Annotated in this window: 10 protein-coding genes and 2 pseudogenes; 8 read left to right on the top strand and 4 right to left on the bottom strand. The window is 65.5% G+C overall.

Annotation, left to right across the window (positions count from 1 at the left end; genetic code table 11):
- The first annotated feature begins 110 nt into the window (after nucleotides 1-110).
- Nucleotides 111-440 carry a YqfO family protein gene (locus tag ABT015_RS09260; RefSeq protein WP_350878064.1) on the top strand — a complete coding sequence of 110 codons (330 nt, stop codon included), beginning with the start codon at nucleotides 111-113 and terminating at the stop codon, nucleotides 438-440.
- Between the two features lie 153 nt (nucleotides 441-593).
- Here ABT015_RS09260 and ABT015_RS09255 read toward each other — a convergent pair whose 3' ends face one another.
- Entirely contained in the window at nucleotides 594-1079 is a 486-nt protein-coding gene (locus tag ABT015_RS09255) for an NUDIX domain-containing protein (protein ID WP_350878063.1), read from the bottom strand.
- Nucleotides 1080-1966: 887 nt separating this feature from the next.
- Here ABT015_RS09255 and ABT015_RS09250 point away from each other — a divergent pair.
- Nucleotides 1967-2473: a hypothetical protein gene (locus tag ABT015_RS09250; protein WP_350878062.1), complete on the top strand. Its 507-nt coding sequence runs from the start codon at nucleotides 1967-1969 to the stop codon at nucleotides 2471-2473.
- Nucleotides 2474-2842: 369 nt separating this feature from the next.
- Here the strand turns inward: ABT015_RS09250 and ABT015_RS09245 are convergent, their stop codons facing one another.
- Nucleotides 2843-6547 (bottom strand): ricin-type beta-trefoil lectin domain protein, encoded by a 3705-nt coding sequence (locus tag ABT015_RS09245; RefSeq protein ID WP_350878060.1) that lies wholly within the window; start codon nucleotides 6545-6547, stop codon nucleotides 2843-2845.
- A 410-nt stretch (nucleotides 6548-6957) separates the two neighbouring features.
- Here ABT015_RS09245 and ABT015_RS09240 point away from each other — a divergent pair, with 410 nt between their 5' ends.
- A complete protein-coding gene (locus ABT015_RS09240; protein ID WP_350878059.1) occupies nucleotides 6958-14214 on the top strand; it encodes an RHS repeat-associated core domain-containing protein in 7257 nt (2418 codons plus the stop codon).
- Nucleotides 14193-14630, top strand: coding sequence for a hypothetical protein (locus ABT015_RS09235; RefSeq protein WP_350878058.1), 438 nt, complete (start codon nucleotides 14193-14195; stop codon nucleotides 14628-14630). The genes ABT015_RS09240 and ABT015_RS09235 overlap by 22 nt, the downstream gene beginning before the upstream one ends.
- 353 nt (nucleotides 14631-14983) lie before the next feature.
- Here ABT015_RS09235 and ABT015_RS09230 read toward each other — a convergent pair whose 3' ends face one another.
- The gene (locus ABT015_RS09230; protein WP_350878057.1) at nucleotides 14984-15127 is read right to left on the bottom strand and encodes a hypothetical protein; all 144 of its coding nucleotides are present in this window, start codon (nucleotides 15125-15127) and stop codon (nucleotides 14984-14986) included.
- 114 nt (nucleotides 15128-15241) lie between these two features.
- On the opposite strand from ABT015_RS09230, the pseudogene ABT015_RS09225 reads away from it, so the two are divergent.
- From ABT015_RS09225 to ABT015_RS09215, 3 genes and pseudogenes are all read left to right on the top strand, one after another.
- Nucleotides 15242-15622: pseudogene (locus ABT015_RS09225) on the top strand (polymorphic toxin-type HINT domain-containing protein); the annotation flags it as partial.
- A complete protein-coding gene (locus ABT015_RS09220) occupies nucleotides 15556-16056 on the top strand; it encodes a DddA-like double-stranded DNA deaminase toxin (RefSeq protein ID WP_350878271.1) in 501 nt (166 codons plus the stop codon). The pseudogene ABT015_RS09225 and the gene ABT015_RS09220, both read left to right, overlap by 67 nt.
- A 2-nt stretch (nucleotides 16057-16058) precedes the next feature.
- Nucleotides 16059-16568 (top strand): Imm1 family immunity protein, encoded by a 510-nt coding sequence (locus tag ABT015_RS09215; protein ID WP_350878056.1) that lies wholly within the window; start codon nucleotides 16059-16061, stop codon nucleotides 16566-16568.
- 176 nt (nucleotides 16569-16744) lie between these two features.
- Here ABT015_RS09215 and ABT015_RS09210 read toward each other — a convergent pair.
- Nucleotides 16745-17983, bottom strand: a pseudogene (locus ABT015_RS09210) (IS701 family transposase).
- A gap of 148 nt (nucleotides 17984-18131) precedes the next feature.
- Between ABT015_RS09210 and ABT015_RS09205 the strand changes: the two are divergent.
- A complete protein-coding gene (locus tag ABT015_RS09205) occupies nucleotides 18132-18680 on the top strand; it encodes a hypothetical protein (protein ID WP_350878055.1) in 549 nt (182 codons plus the stop codon).
- Nucleotides 18681-18811: the final 131 nt, after the last annotated feature.

Here is an 18811-nt window from a genome sequence, read left to right as displayed (position 1 = left end):
ACGGCGCGTGACGACGCGGTGCGGAGCCGCCGCCTCGCAGGACGGCTGGATCTCGGGATCCAGGGCCTGTTGCGAAAGTGTTGGCCGGCAGTGGTTGTCAGGGTCCGGGCATGGCGCGTTTGAAGATCGGGATATCCGTCCCGGAGCGTCATGTCGAGAAGGTGATCGATGCTCTCCAGGCGGCCGGCGCGGGGCGGGTGGGCGACTACGCCCGGTGCGCCAGCCTCTGGCGAGTCACGGGGACATGGAAGCCCTTGCCTGGTTCTCGGCCCTACGACGGTGAAGTGGGCGAAGTGCAGCAGGGCGAGGAGAGCAGGGTCGAATCCGTTTGCGATGCCGAGCAGGCTGAGGCTGTGCTGCGAGCGGTGCGCGCGGCTCATCCGTATGAGGAACCGGTCATCCACTTCCTGCCTTTGTGCGAGCCGGGCCTCGAACGATGACCGAGCCAGTCATGGCCACTCGTCGATGGCCACGACCGGCGTGGTTACTTCGGGGCGGACGGCGAGCTTGCTGTATGGAGTCGCGACGGCTCGGTGCCGCAGGTCGGCACGCACGACACTCCTACTCGCATCCAGTGGTTGCTGGGGGTGCCGTCAGAGGATCCCTGGCTGCGCGTGCGGCGCGCCGTGCTCAAGGTAGGCAGTCTCGCCCTGTGCCCGGGCGGCGTATGCGGCGTGGACTCGGCGGGCGAGCCGGGGGATGAGGAGCGCGTCGAGTTGGTCGACGTGGTGAAAGGAGTGCGCGCCGATCTCGACCTGGTCGACGGTGATGCGGTCGAGTTCGGCGGCCGGGAGAATCCCTCCGTCGAAGACGAAGAGGAACTTGTCGCCCTCGGCGGGGTAGGGTGCCCAGTCGGCGACGAGCAGGCGGCCGATCGGCGCGGTGATGCCTAGTTCTTCCCTGACTTCCCGGGCCGCGCCCTCGCTCGGGGTCTCGCCCTCATGCAGGTAGCCGCCGGGGATCTCCCAACCGGGCTTGTAGGTCGGCTTCACGAGGAGGATGCGGTTCTCCTCATCGAAGAACAGCACGCCGGCTGCGGTGAGCGGCTGGGCCAGGGCTTCGTGCGGGGAGTCGGTCACGGCGAGACTGTAGTCGCTGTGGCGGACTCCCCTGGGCGGCTGGATCCGAGGCGTGCCCAATTCCGTTCTCCGGCTGCCTTGATCGACCCGGCGGTCCTACGCTGATGGCATGGCTGTGGATCCCGCTCTGCCCGTTGGCCGGCGCATCCAGTACTACCGGGAGCGCGCCGGGAAGTCCCGTCCGGTGTTGGCCGCGCTGACGCGGGAAGGCCCACCGCCACCAGGCGACGGGTCACCTCGGCGGGAGTAATCCCCCGGCAGCCCCCCACCCAACCGCGCTCGGACCACAACTCCACAGAGGGCAAAGAATGCGCAAAGCCCACGCAGAACCCCAGTTCATGAAGGGTCCGACCCGGGCGTGCAGGGGCTGACCGGGAGCGATCGTGCGCGCTATCACGGGTACCGAGTCCGACCCGGGTGCGCAGGGGCTGACCAGTCGTCAAGGCCGTCTGGAGCATAAGAGACGGGTCCGACCCGGGCGCGCAGGGGCTGACCGGCCCAACTTCCTCCGGTAGCACGCGAAAAGGAGGCCTGCGCCGAAGTGCTGACCCCTTCTCCCGGGGTGATGGTACCCGCAGGTTCGCCCGCTACTTGCCGCTCTTGCCCTTGCCGCCCTCAGCCCCCTTCGTGGCCCTCTTCTTCCCGGACTTCTCCGGAGCTTCGCCGCCGCCCTGGCCGTGGCCTTCCAGGGCCCGCAGCCGGTCGCCCCGAACCGCACGACCCGGTACGTCCTGCGCTAGCTCTACTGCGCCGAGTCGCAGCTGATGCGGGACGGGCCCGGACTGCTCCTGGGGCTCTCCGTTCGACCGAGCGTGCCCGCTACCGGGGGCGCCAGTCTCCTTGTCCGTGGCGGCGACGATACGGGGCGGCTTCGGGAGGAGTTCACCTTGGCCGTTGCCGGGCCGCAGGGTGGTGATGCGGGGCCGGTCGCCGTGGACATGGGGGACGCCGCATGCCCGGAGGTAGTGGGCGAACTGCCAGTTGCGGCAGGTGCGGAAGAGCGGGTCGTCGGCGTGGGGGTCGTCGGCGGGGATGTCGGCGTCGGTGAAGGGGATGGGGCGGACGCCGTCAAGGTGGACGGTGAGGTCCTGGACGGTGAGGTCTTGGGTGTGGCCGGGGGCTGCTTCGAGGGCGAGGTGGGGGTTGTCGGCCCAGCGGTAGGGGCCGGCGGTGACGCCGCACAGGTACCAGGCGAGGGCGTGTGGGAACTCGTTGAGTTCGACGGTGGCGTGGCGGGTGGTCTCGTCAATGAGGCGCCTGCAGCGGCCGTGGAGAGCGACGGCACAGTGTCAGCTGAGGTCGATGCCGGTGACGTACCTGAGCTACAGGTGCCGATACCGACGCCCTCCCGCCTTGATGGCCATGGATGGCAACTTACTTATCCTGTCTACTAGTTGAACAAATCTATCGCTTATATTTTATACTCATAATTGTTAGTGGCCTAACCGCCGTCCCGCTCCCGACAGGCGTCGGTTGCTGCGGTCTGTCGACGACAGCCTGCATAGCGGTCATGCAGTCGAAGGCGATGGTGTTCGAGGCCCGGCTCGCTCCCGACCGAACAGTTGGAAGGCCTGGTTATAAGCGCCCCGGCGGTGGTGTCGCAAGCCTCACCGCCGGGGCTCTGCCGCCCTTGCCTCGCACGACTGCTTTCCGTCCGGAGGGCGCTCGATACCGGTACATGCAAGCAGGGCGAGGGACCCGGAATGGCCGGTCCCCTCGCCCTGCGGTTGCTACGTCAGCTCACCTTGGTGATGGCTGACGCGTTACGGGGTACGTTCGGGTTGCAGGGTCCACTGCTGGTTGGCCTGCACGCCGGGGCAGGTCCAGATGCCGAGGCGGGTGCCCTGGTCGGTGGCCCAGCCGGGGAGTTCGAGGCACTGGCCGTTGGGGTTGTTGGCGGGGTCGACGGTTGCGGGCAGGTAGATGCGGCCGTCGGGGCGCATGCTCCACTTCTGGCCGGTGTTGCCGGTGCAGGTCGTGAGGATGACGCGGGTGCCGTTGCCGAGTGCGTTGTCCTTGGTGGACAGGCACCAGCTGCCGGCGCGGATGGTGCCGTCCGTGGCGAAGCTGAACCGCTGGTTGGCGGTCTGCCAGCAGCTGTAGATGGCAACTTCGGCACCGTCGCGGGGGCCGTTGACGGCGTCCATGCACTGCGAGTTCACGGTGTTGGGGTGGACGGAGACACTGGCGTCGGCGTAGCCGAGGAACTGCCAGTTGTCGAAGCCGTCGACCTTGTTCGTGGCACCGGTGCTGCTCTTGCCGGGGAACACGGTGATGGCGTTGCTGTTGTTGATGGCCCAGAGGTCAGGGTAGCCGTCGTTGTTGAGGTCCGCGGCTCCTATCTTCGGCTGGGCCGCGGCGCTCCAGTTCGCGCCGGTCAGGATGGGAGTGCCGGCGTCGGGCTTGGTGAGGGCGGAGTAGTCGACGGTGCCGTCGGCGTTGAAGCCGAGGGGGTAGGCGTAGATGTCGCCGGTGGTGCGGCTGCGTGCCCAGAGCGTGGTCTGGTTCGCGGTCGCCTTGGTGGCGGGGTTGGTCGTGGGCCCGTTGGCGGCGCCGGGGTTGATGAGTTCGAGGTCGTTCCAGCTGCCGGAGAGGGTGGGGATGAGGGTGGTGCCGCTGAGAAGGTTGCCGACGGGGTTGAAGACGTAGAGGTTGTTGTTCTCCAGCGTCATGATGGACGTCTGGGTGGTGAAGACCGTCTTCGTCGGGTCGCCCGGCTTGGGGCCGACTGCCTCGCCCTTGGGTGTGCCGAACGCGATCACCTGGGAGACGTTGCTCCAGTCGCCGCTGTTGTATCCGTCGCACGGCGTGGTGGTGCCGTAGACCTTGCAGGTGGTGGGGCGGCTGGGTGCCAGGGGTTGGCTCTGGTCGAAGCGTCCGGTGCCGTCGTTGGGGATGACGTAGAGGATCTTCTTGAGTTCGGCCGCGGCGCCCGTGTAGTGGACGACGAGTTGGTCGACGGGCAGTCCGGCGGTGAGGGCGCCGTGGTGGCTGATCTGGTAGTCGGCCCAGGTGGCCCCGTACTTGAGGTTGCCGGGTGCCGCGGCGGCGGGCGCGACCAGGGAGTTCGTCGGGTCGGCGGTACCGCCGATGATCCGCAGGTCGCCGTTCTTGTCGGCGAGGACGATGTCCGGCTGCTGGTCGTTGGTGACGTCACCGAACAGCGGCTGGGTACCGGGCTTCCAGGGCACGTAGAAGTTGTAGAGGGCCGGCTGACTGTAGTTGCCGGCGTTGTCCATCGCCCACGCGTACAGGGTGTTGGTGCCCCACTGGCGCGGCTGGTAGTCGTAGGGCTGGCCCGGCGAGAGCGTGTCGCTCTGGCCGCACTTCCAGCCGACGACCGGGGTCGGGTCGGTGCTCACCCGCACGCAGGCGACGCCCGAGGCCTGCAGACCCGCGCCCGGGGCCGGGTCCTCCGCGTTGATCGTGAACCTGCCCCAGTCGTTCATGTACTTGGCCGGGGTGGGGTTCGGGGTGCCGGACGGCGGGAAGTCGGTGGAACTGATGCTGACGCGGGGGTTGGTCCGGTCGACGCGGAAGTAGCACCAGGCGCTTTCGGGTGAGCTGAGAGTGCCGTCACCGGACTGGGCGTACCAGCCGTACTGGTGACCGTCGCTGAGCGAACCGGGTGTGACGGGCTCGGCGGGGTCGTTGTAGCTGCGGCCCCATCGTCCGTCCGTGAAGGAGAAGTTGCCGTCGTTGTCGTCCCACATGCGGTAGCTCGTGTACAGGGACTGGCCGGCGGGGGAGTAGCTGTTGGCGGTCAGGTAGATGTTCTGGTTGCTGCCGATCCAGCCGGGGTTGTCCCAGGGGTGGGCGCCGCCGGTGGTGCACTCGGCGGTGCTGTTGTTCCAGGCGAAGCCGGGGACGGGGCTGGCGCGCGGGTACCAGACGGTCGGGGTGATGTCGTAGGTGGTGGTGATGTACGGGTTGTTGGCGATGTAGTGCCGGAAAGTCTTGTCGTACTCGTTGTTCATCGGGGCGATGCCGACGGTCCACCACGGCCACTGGCCGGCGATCGCCTGCTTCATCATGTCGGTCACGTCAACGGCTAGCGGGCCGGTGCCGATGATCCACTGGCCGTTGACCGTCGGGCAGTTCTCCATGACGACGGTCTTGCTGTCCCCGCAGGGCTGGTCGTTCCAGCTGGTGTGCTCATGGATGGGCTTGGGCGCCGAGTACACCACGAGTGGTGTGTTGGTGCCCGGGCTGGAGGCACCGGTGACCTGGAAGTTGAGGGTGGAGTTGAAGATGCTCGGCGGGCTCTCGGCACCGTTCGGCTTGGTGTAGAGCGCCGGGTTGATGCCGAATTGGAAGTAGGCGCGCTGGCGGCCCAGGTCACCGCAGTCCAGGCTCGGGTCGCTGCTGTGGTAGCCGCAGTAGCCGGTGGCCAGGTTGCTCTTCTTGTTGAAGTTCTCCGCCGTCTTGTGGTTCTCCTGGACCTCCACCGATCCTTGGACCGAGCTCGTCGCCACGAGCGACGGGTCGAGGTACCACGGGCCGGTGCCGGAGCCGAGCGCGTCCTGGTTCGGCGTCAGTTCGATCGTCGAGGACGTGACCTTGGTGGAGATCGCGGCGACGTTCGCGCCGTCGCCCGGCTCCTCTGTGGACGAGCGAATGCCGGCCGCAGGTGCTGGGTCTGTTGCGGGCGCGGCTGCGGCTGCCATGGCGGACTTCACGGTCTTGGACGCGGCGGGCGGCGTGGAGGAGTCCCATTGCAAGGGTGAGGGCGAGCGGAATCGCAGGTCGCCCTTGTCGTCCTTGACGTCGATGCGGCCTTGGTCGTCGGAGGTGACTGTCAAACCCTGGGCGGTGATCGGAAAGCGCAGGGTCTTCAGTGCGGGGTTGACGGCGGCCTCGGGCGTGCGGACCACGATCACGTCGCGCCAGCCGCCGATGGGCAGTGCGGTCAGTTGGAGGTCGACGCCGGGCAGCACGTTCGCGTAGGTGGCGGTCGCCCCGTTCAGGACGGGCTTCGGCAGTGCGAACGGTGCGCTGACGGAGAGCTTCTTGCCGTCGGAGGTGGACACGGTGGCCATCGGCCCGCCACCGCCGCCAGAGAGGGCCAGGGCGGTGCTCGCGACGGTCGGGCTGACGGTGCCATCGGAGTTCTCACGGAGGGTGGCATCGAGGTCGGCCCAGCCATTGTCCTGCTTCACTCTGACCGGTTGGGCATTGTCAGTGGTCGTCAGCTTGCCGTCCGGGTTGGCGACGGTCTTCGACGCCACGTCGGTCAGAGCGTCGATGACGACCGGCTTGCCCGTGGACTTGGCCTTGGCGACTGCGTCCAGCACCGCCTGCTGCAGAGGTGTACGAGGCGGGGCGGGTGTGGGCGGAAGAAGTGGCGCCGCCCCACCGGCCGGGCCGTGGGTCGGCGTGGCGTCGGGTTCGACGGCCAGGGCGGTCGGCGCGGCGAGCAGACCGAGGCTCAGGACGCAACCGGTTCCGAGCGCGGTCAGGCGAGTCACACGTTTGCGTGTCGATGATGGCGGTGGCGTGCTCGTGATTGTCCGTGACGTGGTGGACATGGATCTTCGGTGAGTCCCTCCCGGTCGGCAGACGCTGCTGTGTCTGCGTTCGGATGGGAACGATGTGGCCTGGCCTGTCGATAGGTCAAACCCATTACCGCCTTGCGTGGGCATGTCCTGATACGCACCGATCGCGATTCCCAAGACTTTGCAAATTTCTCATACACGGCGGCCGAACACCCTGGTGGCGTGTTCGATTCTTCACTTATCGTCACGCTGACCATGGCACTGCCATGCCTTTTTGACGTTATGTCGATAATCATTGGAGCGATGTGAAGATGTTTTGGGCTGCCCACAAACGGGCTGGAAGACCACCAGGCAACCGGTGGCGTTCGTCTGTTGTGGCGGCGATGGTCGCCCTGACAATGACCGGGATAACCGCGCCGCCCGCTGTGGCGTGGACCTACCCCGCGCCGAAGGGGAAGGTCTGGACTCCCCCGCACACGCCGCTGGGTGACGCGACCGTCTCGGTCGAGGGAAAGGACGCCCCGAAGCCGGCGTCCAAACCGGCTTCCAACGCTCCTGACTGGAAGCCTGAGCCGACGGCGCCGTTGGTGACCGGCACCGCGACGGTGGCTTTGGGGGCCGACAGTCCTGAAGCGCAGACCGCGCGCGCCGCCACCGGCGGCGCTTCGCCCGCCTCCGGGGGCGCGACCGGCGCAAAGGCGGGGGCGCTGGCCGTCCAGGTCGCTCCCGGCACCGGCAAGGGCGAAAGCGCACACACGGTCACGGTTCAGGTAACCGGGCCGGAGACGGGCAAGGCGGCCGGCGTCACCGGCCCGCTCATCGCCCTGAGCGACGCCGAAGCGCCCACCAGCGGCGAAGGCCGTGCCGCGAGCGTCACCCTGGACCTGAAGGCACTGCAGGCGGCCGGGTGGTCCGACCGGGCCCACCTCATAGCCCTGCCGACCTGCGCACTGACCACGCCCGACCTGCCCGAGTGTCGCACCCAGAACCCGGTTGCGGCGAAGACCGACGGGCAGGGCAAGATCACCGCCGACGTCACGCTGCCCCCCAGGGCAGCTCCCCAGCAGGGGCAGAACGAAGCCGTGAAGGCCTCGTTCACCACGACGGCAGCGCCCGCTCAGGCGGTGGCCGCCACCGACAAGGGTGAAAGCGGTGGCTCGGTGGTGCTCTCCGCAGCGCCGTCGCCCTCCGGCGCCATGGGCAACTACACCGCGACGTCCCTGTCCCCGTCCTCGGCCTGGTCCGCCGGGTCCAACACGGGCAACTTCACATACAGCTACCCCATCGAGGTACCGCCCGCGCTCAGCGGCTCGGCTCCGACCGTGTCGCTGGGCTACAACTCGGCGGACGTGGACGGCAAGACCTCCTCGACCAACGCCCAGCCCTCGTGGATCGGTGACGGCTGGGGCTACGAGCCCGGCTTCATCGAACGCTCCTACCGCAGTTGCGACAAAGCCGGCATCACCGGTTCCGCAGACGAGTGCTGGGGCGGGCAGAACGCCACGATTTCCCTCAGCGGCCATTCGGGCAAGATCGTGCGCGACGACGCCACCGGCACCTGGCATCTCGAGAGCGACGACGGCTCCAAGGTCGAGCAGCTCACCGGCGCGCCGAAGGTCGCGGGCGATGTCGACTACCAGGGCATGGAGTACTGGCGGATCACCACGTCCGACGGTGTCCAGTACTACTTCGGCCTCAACCACCTGCCCGGTGGCGACGGCTCCGACCCCGCCGCGAACTCCGTCCTCACGGTGCCGGTGTACTCACCGAACAACGGCGACCCCTGCTACAACTCCGGCAGCGGGAAGAACTCATGGTGCCAGATGGCCTGGCGCTGGCAGCTCGACTACATCGTCGACCCGCACAGCAACCTGACCACCTTCAGGTACGCAACCGAGAGCAACAAGTACAAGCGCGGCTCCGTCCAGAGCGGCGGCAACGGCACCCTCGCCGACTACCAGCGGGCCGGCTACCTCAAGGAGATCGCCTACGGCCAGCGTCTCGACGAGCAGAAGGCCGCCAAGGGCAGCGCCAACCCGGCAGCCAAGGTCCTCTTCGACGTCACCGAACGCTGCATGCCCGACGCCTCGAACGACTGCTCCGAGGGCAAGCGCGCCGGCAACGCCAACGCGTGGCCTGACACGCCGGTCGACCAGATCTGCACCGACAGCAGTTGCGTCAACTCCGCACCGACGTTCTTCACCACCAAGCGCCTGACCACGATCAGAACCCAGATCATGGTCAACTCCGCGCCACGTACCGTCGACACCTGGAACCTCAACCAGGAGCTCGCCGACCCCAAGGACGGCACCAAGCGCCTCCTGCAGCTCGACTCGATCCAGCGCGTCCCGAGCAACGGACAGGCAGAGATCAAGAACCTGCCCCCGGTGCAGTTCCAGTACCAGATGCGGGCCAACCGCGTCGACGGCCTCGCCCCCGCCTCGCCGATGTTCATGCGCCCGCGCATCCAGAACATCACGACCGAGATGGGCGGCAGCATCGACGTCATCTACAACGACCCCGAGTGCTCCCGGGTCAACAACCACATGCCGTCCTCCGAGGACAGCAACACGATGGCCTGCATACCCGTCAAGTGGTACCTGCCCGGCCAGTCCTCCCAGGACCCGGTCAACGACTGGTTCGACAAGCCCCTCGTCAAAACCGTCGTCGAGCAGGACCTCGTCAGCACACCCAACATCGGCAGGACCACCGAGTACACCTACAACGGCGGCGCGGCCTGGCACCGCAACGACGCCGAGTTCACCGACCCCAAGACCCGCACCTGGGACCAGTTCCGCGGATACCAGTCGGTGACCACCACCACCGGAAGCGGTAGCTCCAGCGAAGCGCCCAAGACCCAGCAGAAGGTCACCTACCTGCGGGGCATGAACGACGACTACCTCGCCAACGGCACAACCCAACGCAGCGTCCAGGTCCCCAGCCCGCTCGGCGGCACCGTCACCGACAGCGCCCAGCTCGCCGGTCGCGTCGTCGCCACCGAGACCTTCGACAAAGCCGACGGCACAGTCACCGCGGTCTCCGGCAGCACCTACACCGGACAGACGACGTCCGCGACCCACGCCCAGAGCGCGGGCGCCCCGAAGATCTACGCCTGGCGTCCGGACTCCGAGACCACCTCAATCGCCAAGGCTAAGCTCTCCGACGGCAGCTGGCGCACCACCACGGTGGTCACCACCACGGAACCGGCCAACGGCAACCGCGTCGTCAAGGTCGACGACAAGGGCGACGGCACCGCCGCCACCCCGGAAACCTGTGCCATCACCAGCTACGCGGCCAGCGACAACCCGCAGCTGCTCACACTCGTCTCGGAGAAGACCGCCTTCCAGGGATCCTGCACAGGAAAAGCCACCTCGGCCAACACCCTGTCCAGCGGCCGCACGCTCTACGACGGCAAGCCCTTCGGGAAAGCCGGCGCGGCCGGCGACCCTACGAGCAACCAGGTCCTCGACCGCTTCGACCAGACCGGCAACGCCGTCTACGCCCATACCGGCAGCGCGACGTTCGACGCCTACGGGCGGAGCTTGACGACAGCGACCACCGACGGCTCCACCTACAACGCCTCCGGTGCCGTGCTGGCCGGCCCATCGATCACCCCCGCAGCGACCAAGGTCGTTCTCACCCCGGCCTCCGGTGCCCTGCCGACCCAGGTACGAACCACCGGACCCATGGGCGCAGACTGGACCACCAGCACCACACTCGACCCGGCCCGCGGCTCCGCACTCACCAATACCGATGCCAACGGCCGCGTCGTCACCGCCCAGTACGACGCCCTCGGCCGGCTCACAGCCGTCTGGGCACCGGACCGCCCGACCAACCAACTCCCGAGCAAGCAGTTCACCTACTCGCTCAATGGCACCCAAAGCCCGTCCATCGTTAAGACCGAGTCGCTCAACGACGACGCGGCCACCTACTCGGTGAACATCAGTATCTATGACGGTCTGGGTCGCCCCCGCCAGAGCCAGAGCACCAGCGCCGCCAAGCCCACCGGGCGCCTCATCACCGATACTGTCTACGACACCCACGGCTGGGTCATCAAGACCTCGGCACCGTACTACGAGAAGAGCTCCTTCCCCACCGAATCAATCTTCGTCCCGGTGGGTGACGGCCAGATACCAGGCCAGACCTGGAACACCTACGACGGCAACGGACGCGTCGTACGCGCGGAGTTCCGCTCCTACGGCAACCTCCAGTGGGCCACCACCACCGCCTACCCCGGTGCGGACAGAACCGACACCACCCCGCCGAGCGGCGGCGCGCCAATCTCGTCCGTGACCGACGCCCGGGACCACACCACCGCCCTCTGGCAGTACCGCACACCTACCGCGACCGGCAACAGCACCGACGCGGACATCACCACCTACGCCTACACGCCGACTGGCCAACCTGCGTCGCACACCGACGGCAGCGGCAACACCTGGTCCAAGACCTACGACCTCCACGGCCGCCAGGTCTCGGCGTCCGACCCGGACACCGGCGTCACGAAGACGTACTACGACGTCAACTCGCGCATCGACCACACTGTCGATGCCAAGGGCAACACTCTCTCCTACACCTACGACCTGCTCGGCCGTAAGACCGGCACATTCAACGGCACCGTGGCACCGGCCAACCAGCTGGCCTCCTGGACGTACGACACCCTCGTCAAGGGCCAGCCCACCTCCTCAACCCGCTACGTCGGCGGAGCAGGCGGCACGGCATACATCAAGGCCGTCACCAACTACGACACCGCCTACCGTCCGCTCGGCTCATCAATCACCATCCCGTCCGCCGAGGGCGCACTCGCCGGTACCTACACGACGACCAACACCTACAGCCCGGTCCTCGGCACTGTTACCGAGACCGACATCCCCGCAGCCGGCGGGCTCCCGGCCGAATCGATCACCTACGCCCAGACCATCACCGGTCTGCTCTACGGATCCGCCAGCCTCGAGCAGGCCATCGTCGCCCAGGTCGACTACGACGCCCTCGCACGCCCCGTGCGGACGACGGTGGGCCAGTACGGCACACAGGTCGTCTCCACCCAGCAGTACGACTGGGCCACCGGACGGGTCATCAACAACTTCGTCGACCGCCAGGTCGGAACCGTCTCGGTCGACCAGACCAGCTACACCTACACCCCTTCAGGCCGGATCACCTCGGCCACCACCGTCCAGGACGCCTCGGCGACCGACACCCAGTGCTTCACCTATGACCACCTGAGCCGGCTGACCGGCGCCTGGACCGACACCGCGGGCACCGCCACCACCGCCGACTGGACCGACTCCTCCGGCGAGGTCCACGGCACCGGCAGCTCCACCACCGTGCCCGGCATCGGCGGCTGCAACAACGCGAACGGCCCGGCCACCGTCAACCCCGGCGGACGGACCGTCGGCGGCCCGGCGCCCTACTGGAACACCTACACCTACGACGCGACCGGCAACCGCACCGGCCTCGTCCAGCATGACATCACCGGCAACAGCCTCAACGACATCACCACCACCCAGACCTTCGGAGCCACCAAAAGCCGCAACACCCCCACCAGCGCCCCCAACACCGGCGGCGGAACCGGCGGGCCCCACGCCCTGCTCACCTCCACCACCAGCGGGCCCGCAGGCACCAAGGCCGTCAGCTACCAGTACGACGCCAAGGGCAACACCACCGCCATCACGGACACCGGCGGCACCACCACCCTGACCTGGAACGGCGAGGACAAGCTCGACTCCCTCACCAAGACCGGCCAGGCCGCCGCCACCACCTACCTCTACGACGCCGACGGCAATCAGCTCATCCGCCGCAACCCCGGCAAAACCACGCTCAACCTGCCCACCGACGAACTCACCCTCGACACGGCCAGCGGCTCCACAAGCAACGTCCGCTCCATCCCCGCCCCGGGCGGCCTGACCTACACCCGCGTCACCGCCGCCATCGGCGGAGGCACCGTCCTGATCCAGGCCGCCGACCCGCACGGCACCAACGGCCTCCAGATCAACACCGACGCCAACCAGACCGTCACCCGCCGCCCCACCGACCCGTTCGGCAACCCCCGCGGCACCCAGCCCGCCACCTCTGACTGGGCCGGCACCAAGGGCTTCATCGGCGGCAGCAAGGACGACACCACCGGACTCACCAACCTCGGCGCCCGCCAATACGACCCCGTCCACGGACGCTTCATCAACCCCGACCCCATCCTCGACCTAGCGAGCCCCCAGCAGTGGAACGGCTACGCCTACAGCAACAACAACCCCGTCAATCTCTCGGACCCCTCAGGCCTGCACTTCGAAGAGTGCGGCAACGGGATGTACACATGCAGCGGCGGAATCACGCCAATTGAAAAGGGGCGCGACTATGACAAGATCGTAGAAGAAAACAAAACGACAGAAAAGTTCCAAGCATACTCTGCCTACACCTACTGGAGGACCCACAAGACAGTTCGAGAACAATATTCAGTCAAATGCAGCAACGGTCGATGCAACCCGAACTCCAAGGAAGGTCACGAAGGCAACAACAGGGACTTCCTCTTCGGCCTTGGTGCAGTCGCGATTGCACCGATCGACTTCGCCCACACGATTATTCATCTGGGTGATCACGAATACAGCAAGCCCGGCCCAATGGATTCCTACGTAAGCTGGGCCATGGGGCAGGGCCTCGACCCGCACAGTGCAAATTTTGCTTCGGGAACATATCTCCCTGCTTCGATAGGAGACGCCTACGCCGCTAGTCCGGGGGCGCCTGGTGGGATGCCGTGCTACAGCTTCCCTGCGGGAACCGTAGTTCTCCTCGCGGACGGAACCGCCAAGTCAATTGACCAACTGACCGCCGGTGACAAAGTCACCGCAACTGACCCCCAGACCGGCAACACCACTGGGGAAAGTGTCACGCAAACCATCACCACCCCCGACGACCAGGAGTTCACCGACCTCCAGCTGACCGTCTCCACCGAAGCAAATCCGTCGGCTGTAACCGGTAGCGCCACCGCATCGGCAGTCGCCGCCCTAACCTCGACCCAGCACCACCCATACTGGGACGTCACCAACCAGCGGTGGACAGATGCAGCAAACATCAACGCTGGCGATCAGCTCCTGACGCTCTCGGGCGACACAGTTACCGTCGCATTGATTCACAACTACAGTGCAGATCCGACCGCCGCCCACAACCTCACGGTTGAGAAGATCCACACGTACTACGTGCTGGCGGGGTCCACGCCGGTCTTGGTTCACAATTGTCCGGCAGACAGTTACACCCCTGGCGGGCATGCTGTAACGCATAGTCCAACCGGCACTGCCGTCGGCAGTGACATGCAAACAATGAATAACTTCAATAACGTGCTAAATGAAGGCCTGCATGACGTAGTTGCCCACGGGACTCGCGATGGCCACATTTCCCTGGACGGGGAATTGACAAATGGAGGTCAGCTCGTCGAGGCAATCCGATCCAACCCGCATTATCCGGATGGCCAGGCATGTCGACTCATGGTTTGCCACTCCGGCGTATCGGGCGTTGGGCAGCAGGTGGCAGACGAGCTTGGCGTACCCGTACTGGCACCTACCGATCGAGTTGGTACAATCCCTTCCCTAGGGCCAGGCCAGACTCCGATCATAGACAACGGAGGATCCTGGAAGTGGCTCTATCCAAGGGGCTAGAGAGGGCAGTCGTGTCGATTTCTCACGTTGGGTTCTATCGCGAGCTTGGCCCCGGTAGGCCCGGCCTGTATCACGGAAGCATCTACGATGCGATATCCGAAGAGCCGATTTTGGATGAGCTGAAACTGATCGACTACCTCCACCAGGGAGTCCCACTGATCGACATCATGGAGGCCGGGCAGGATGTAATCTCGCACGATAAATACATTGCAGGCTGCTCGTCTATCCTTTCAGACGGCTCGTGGATTTGGCGCCTCGATCTCCCCTACTATCTAGGCCGGTACCACCTTCACTTGGACTCGAAATTCTTGGAGCACGTCAAGGGAATGCAGTATAGGGTTCCGGTTCTAGCGAAAGGTCAGATTTCTTCGCTGGCCCAGAACGTCGCATTCAATGTTCTTGGAATGAGCCATTAGATCAGATGCGCTAATGGAAACTGCTGGATAAATCGACCGCTCTGGCCATTGTGACTGATCGCCTGCGGTGGGTGCCGCCGGTCTCCGAGACTTGTCTCGGAGACCGGCGTTCGTCGTAGCCGGAGTGAGGTGTGCCGATGCGTGCGGCCGGGCCGGGGTTTACCACCCCAGCCGGGGGCTCGACCCGTCCGAGAAGGCCGCCCGTCGTCCACGGTATTCAGCAGGGTTCGCCCGGGGACGTACTCTATCGCCACCCAGGGCTGCTCAGGATAAGGATCCGCGTCGAGGAACCGCACGGCCCGGCCGGTGCCGACCACCTTCTGCGCGGCCTGAGCTTCCTTCTCGAAACAGGCTCAGGTCACGGAATCGAGTCGGTCGGTGCGGATCACCTTGATCGAGACCAGGTCGCCGGCTGGGGAGTAGGCCAGGAAGACCTCGCCCATGCCGCCGAACCCAAGCCTCCGTGACACGGTGAACCGGCCGATTCGCTTGGGCATCCCCGGCATGTTCCACTCAGCCTTCCGTGCGCGCGATATGCGAACCGCCCTGATCGTTCCAGGTCAGCGTAGTGGCATCGGAGCCTTCGGAGGGCAACGCTAGTCCTCCTTGCCGACGGAAGCTCCCGAGAAATCGGCGAAATCAAACCCGGCGACCAAGTGCAGGCAGCAGACCCACAAAGTGGTGAAATCGGCAGCCGAACCGTCACCGCGACCTGGACTCATGACGACGACGATCTCGTCAGCGTCACTGTTCGGTCGGACAGTGGCGAGGAAACCATCCACACCACGTCCGAGCACCCCTTCTGGGATGCCACTGCCCAAAAGTGGGTCCCGGCGGCGACCTCCAGCCGGGCCATGCCCTCACAACCGAAAACGATCACGAGACCACCGTTTCAGCAGTCCACGAGGTGGCCGGCCGCCAGGCCATGCACAACCTCACCGTCGCGGACCTGCACACGTTCTACATGCTCGCTGGTGACACACCAGTACTAACCCATAATATTTGCCTGGCGTTCGCCAAAGAAATCATGAGCGACCTTCGAATCAGGCTCACGAGTGGCGCATTTCCAATGAATATGGAAACGAACTTAGGTCCCTCATTGATAGCGGGACATATTTTGCATTACCAAAAAATCGATACTTTCCTAAGGTGGCGCACGCCAACAGAGAACCCCCGCAATTGGCCGTATCCGCCCGTTGCACACACCGAAACATTGTTTGCGCGATGGGTGAAAGAAAACAGCATCAAAGATGCGGATATTATCATCAATCACCCGAAGGGCATGTGCGGGCCTCCTATGGGATGCCAGGAGTCAGTCAAGTGCATCCTTCCAAAGGGGTGGACCATGCAAGTATGGTCCCCCGGCGGGGATACTCCTCGGAAAATAGTAGGAGTAGGACCTGAGTCCTCAGCAGGGTTGGATTAGATTTGATTCTCAATGCAGTAATTAACCGCGAGTGGCACTATGCAGAGTCGTGGGCCGAGATGGAGTCCCTGATCGACGAAGTCATAAACAGCCTGGAATTGGAAACTTTCGATCCCTACTGGACTCCGGGCGACGATGCATGCTTCATGTTCTCCGACAGGCGCCACTCCAACGACACCAGCATGCCAAACAATTTTCTCAGAATCGCCGTGAACTCAAAAACCGGCTTCGGGGGGCTCATCTGGTTTGTTGGCGCCAGCCATCCTGCAGTTGGCTGGGTCTACGATCACACGTGGGTATCAGATAACCAGAATCCGCCAGATTTCGATCCGAGGGTTATCTCAGACCCAGGCGAACCGAGATTCCACAACCGCAGGAGTGCAATCCCGCTGCCCGACGTGCGAAACGCTGTAGAGGAATTCTGCCGCACAGGCACCGGAGACAGGCCCGATTGCATCCACTGGGTTCCGGGCCATGCAAATGGATATCGCCTTGACGAAGATGATCAGTGAAATCAGTAATGCTCATTTTACGCAGTACGGATTCATTGGGCACGGAAGCTACCCCTCCGGGTGGCTACACGTAAGACCGTAGCCAGTGGTGCCCGCCCCCTGGGGCGGGCACCACCATTCGATTGCATTCGATACCCTCAACTGGCGGAGGCTAGTACTCCAGCTGTAGTTCACGATCATGCTGATGTCGCGGCTTGGCGTTGGTAGTGGCTGGCCTGGGAGCGAGCCTGATGGCGGCGTCTCCAGATGGACCAGCGAAGCCAGTGGTCGGCCTCGTGAACGGATCTGGCGACAAGGGCTATGAAGAGTCGCTGGATTTCGTTGCATGTCAGCGGTATCAGGCCGTCGGGCCCGGGGCGGAGCTGGTGCTCCTCGGCGCGGACGACGGCCAGGAAGGCATGGGCGAGCATGGCGAGGGTGACCCAGCGGGACCAGGACGTGTAGCGGCGGAGTTGGTGCTCATCGAGGCTGGCCAGGTCCTTTCCAGCCTGGAATGCCTCTTCGACTCTCCATCTGGATCCCGCGACCCGCACCAGGGTTGTCAGCGGCACCGGTCGGGGTGAGTAGCAGCGGTAGTAGGCGAGTTCGCCGGTAGTGCGGTTGCGGCGGATCAGCAGGTGGCGGTGGCCGGGAGCGGTGCTGGGCAGGTCGATGTGGGCCCAGTCGTAGAACCGCTGTCCTTTGGCTCCGGCTCCGGCGGACAGCTTCTGCCAGGCCCGTCTGGGGAGCTTCTTGGCCAGGGCGTCCGCGCGGAGCTTGCCGACCCCGGTGGTGACCTCGTGGGTGCGAGCCACCGCGAGGACGTAGCCGGTGGTGCGTTCCTCCAGGGCCGTGCGCAGTTGGGGGTTGCCGCCGTAGACCTCGTCTCCCGCCACTCAGGCGGCGTGGTGGCCGAAGTCCAGAAGGCGGGTGATCATGCGGGCGGCCAGTTGGGGCTTGGTGGCGAACGCGGTGTCCGGGGCGAGTCCGGCCGCCCGGCAGCGGTCGGGCTGGTCGGTCCACGAGCGCGGAATGTAGAGCTCGCGGTCCACTGCGGCGTGTCCGCGTCGATCTGCGTAGACGAGGTAGACGGCCACTTGGGAGTTCTCGATTCTGCCCGCGGTGCCGGTGTACTGGCGCTGGACGCCGACGGTGTGGGTGCCCTTCTTCACGTCGCCGGTCTCGTCGACCACGAGTACCGCCTGGTCGTCATGCAGGTGCTCGACGACGTAGGCGCGCAGGTCGTCGCGGACGGCATCGGCGTCCCACTTGGCTCGGCTCAGCAAGTGCTGCATGGCGTCAGGAGTCGCCTCTCCATCCCATTCGGCGATGGTCCAGCAGTTCTTCCTCGGCAGGTCCGCGAGCAGTCCCATGACCAAGCGCCGTATTCGGTGGCGGGGTTCGACCCGGGCGAACCGGCCCGCAATACGGCCCATCAGGCCCTCGAACGCTTCCTGCCAGTGGTCGGCGTCTACGCTGTGACCTGCGGCCACCGCGTGATCGTTTGTCTTCACACACTGATGATCAACGGTGGCCGCACCTGCACGTGCCGATGGGACGGCAAGGCTCGTAGAGGAGGACGCAGTGCTGGGATTGCTGGGCTTCTACGACGAACTGGACAACCGCTCCGGCCAGCCGAACGGATCGATACACGATGCCGTCCGGCCTGTCGGCAAGTCGGACGAGGCGGACCTGGTGGCCTACCTGGATGCTGGCCACATCCTCATCGACGTCATGGAGGCGGGACGCGACGCCATCACCGGCAGCGCCCACCGCCACTCCCCGGGGTGCTCTTCACTGACGACAGACGGTACCTGGCTGTGGCGCCAGGACTTCCCGCACTACGTGGAGACGTACCACGTCTCGCTGCCTGAAGCGTTCGTCGAACACGTCCGTAGCCTGAATTATCGGATGCCCACCATCACCGTCGCGCAGTTCGCTCCCCGCTACGACGAGACGATGCCCCTGGTCGGTTGGGCCTCGGCTGTCCCATGGCGATCGACTGCGGCCCTGCTCGTACCAGAACCACGAGCGGTCATCAGCAAGGGCGAGTTCGACGCGGCGACGCTGGCCCAGACTCGAAGCCGGCCACACGGCAGCTGGGGCAAGCCGCGCAAACCACGGCGAGCATAGGTGCCACCGGCACAGGAGCGATCTACAGCTGGAGTACTAGGGCGGGTATTGGGTTGTGATCAATGGCTGTTCCGGGTGAGCTCTTTGATCCAGATCATCGAGGCCCGGAGATGGAGGCCGGCGAGGTAGCT

Origin of the sequence: Kitasatospora sp. NPDC094016 (genome assembly GCF_040304045.1) — a bacterium.
GTDB lineage: Bacteria > Actinomycetota > Actinomycetes > Streptomycetales > Streptomycetaceae > Kitasatospora.
This window is presented reverse-complemented; position numbering and strand designations above follow the sequence as displayed.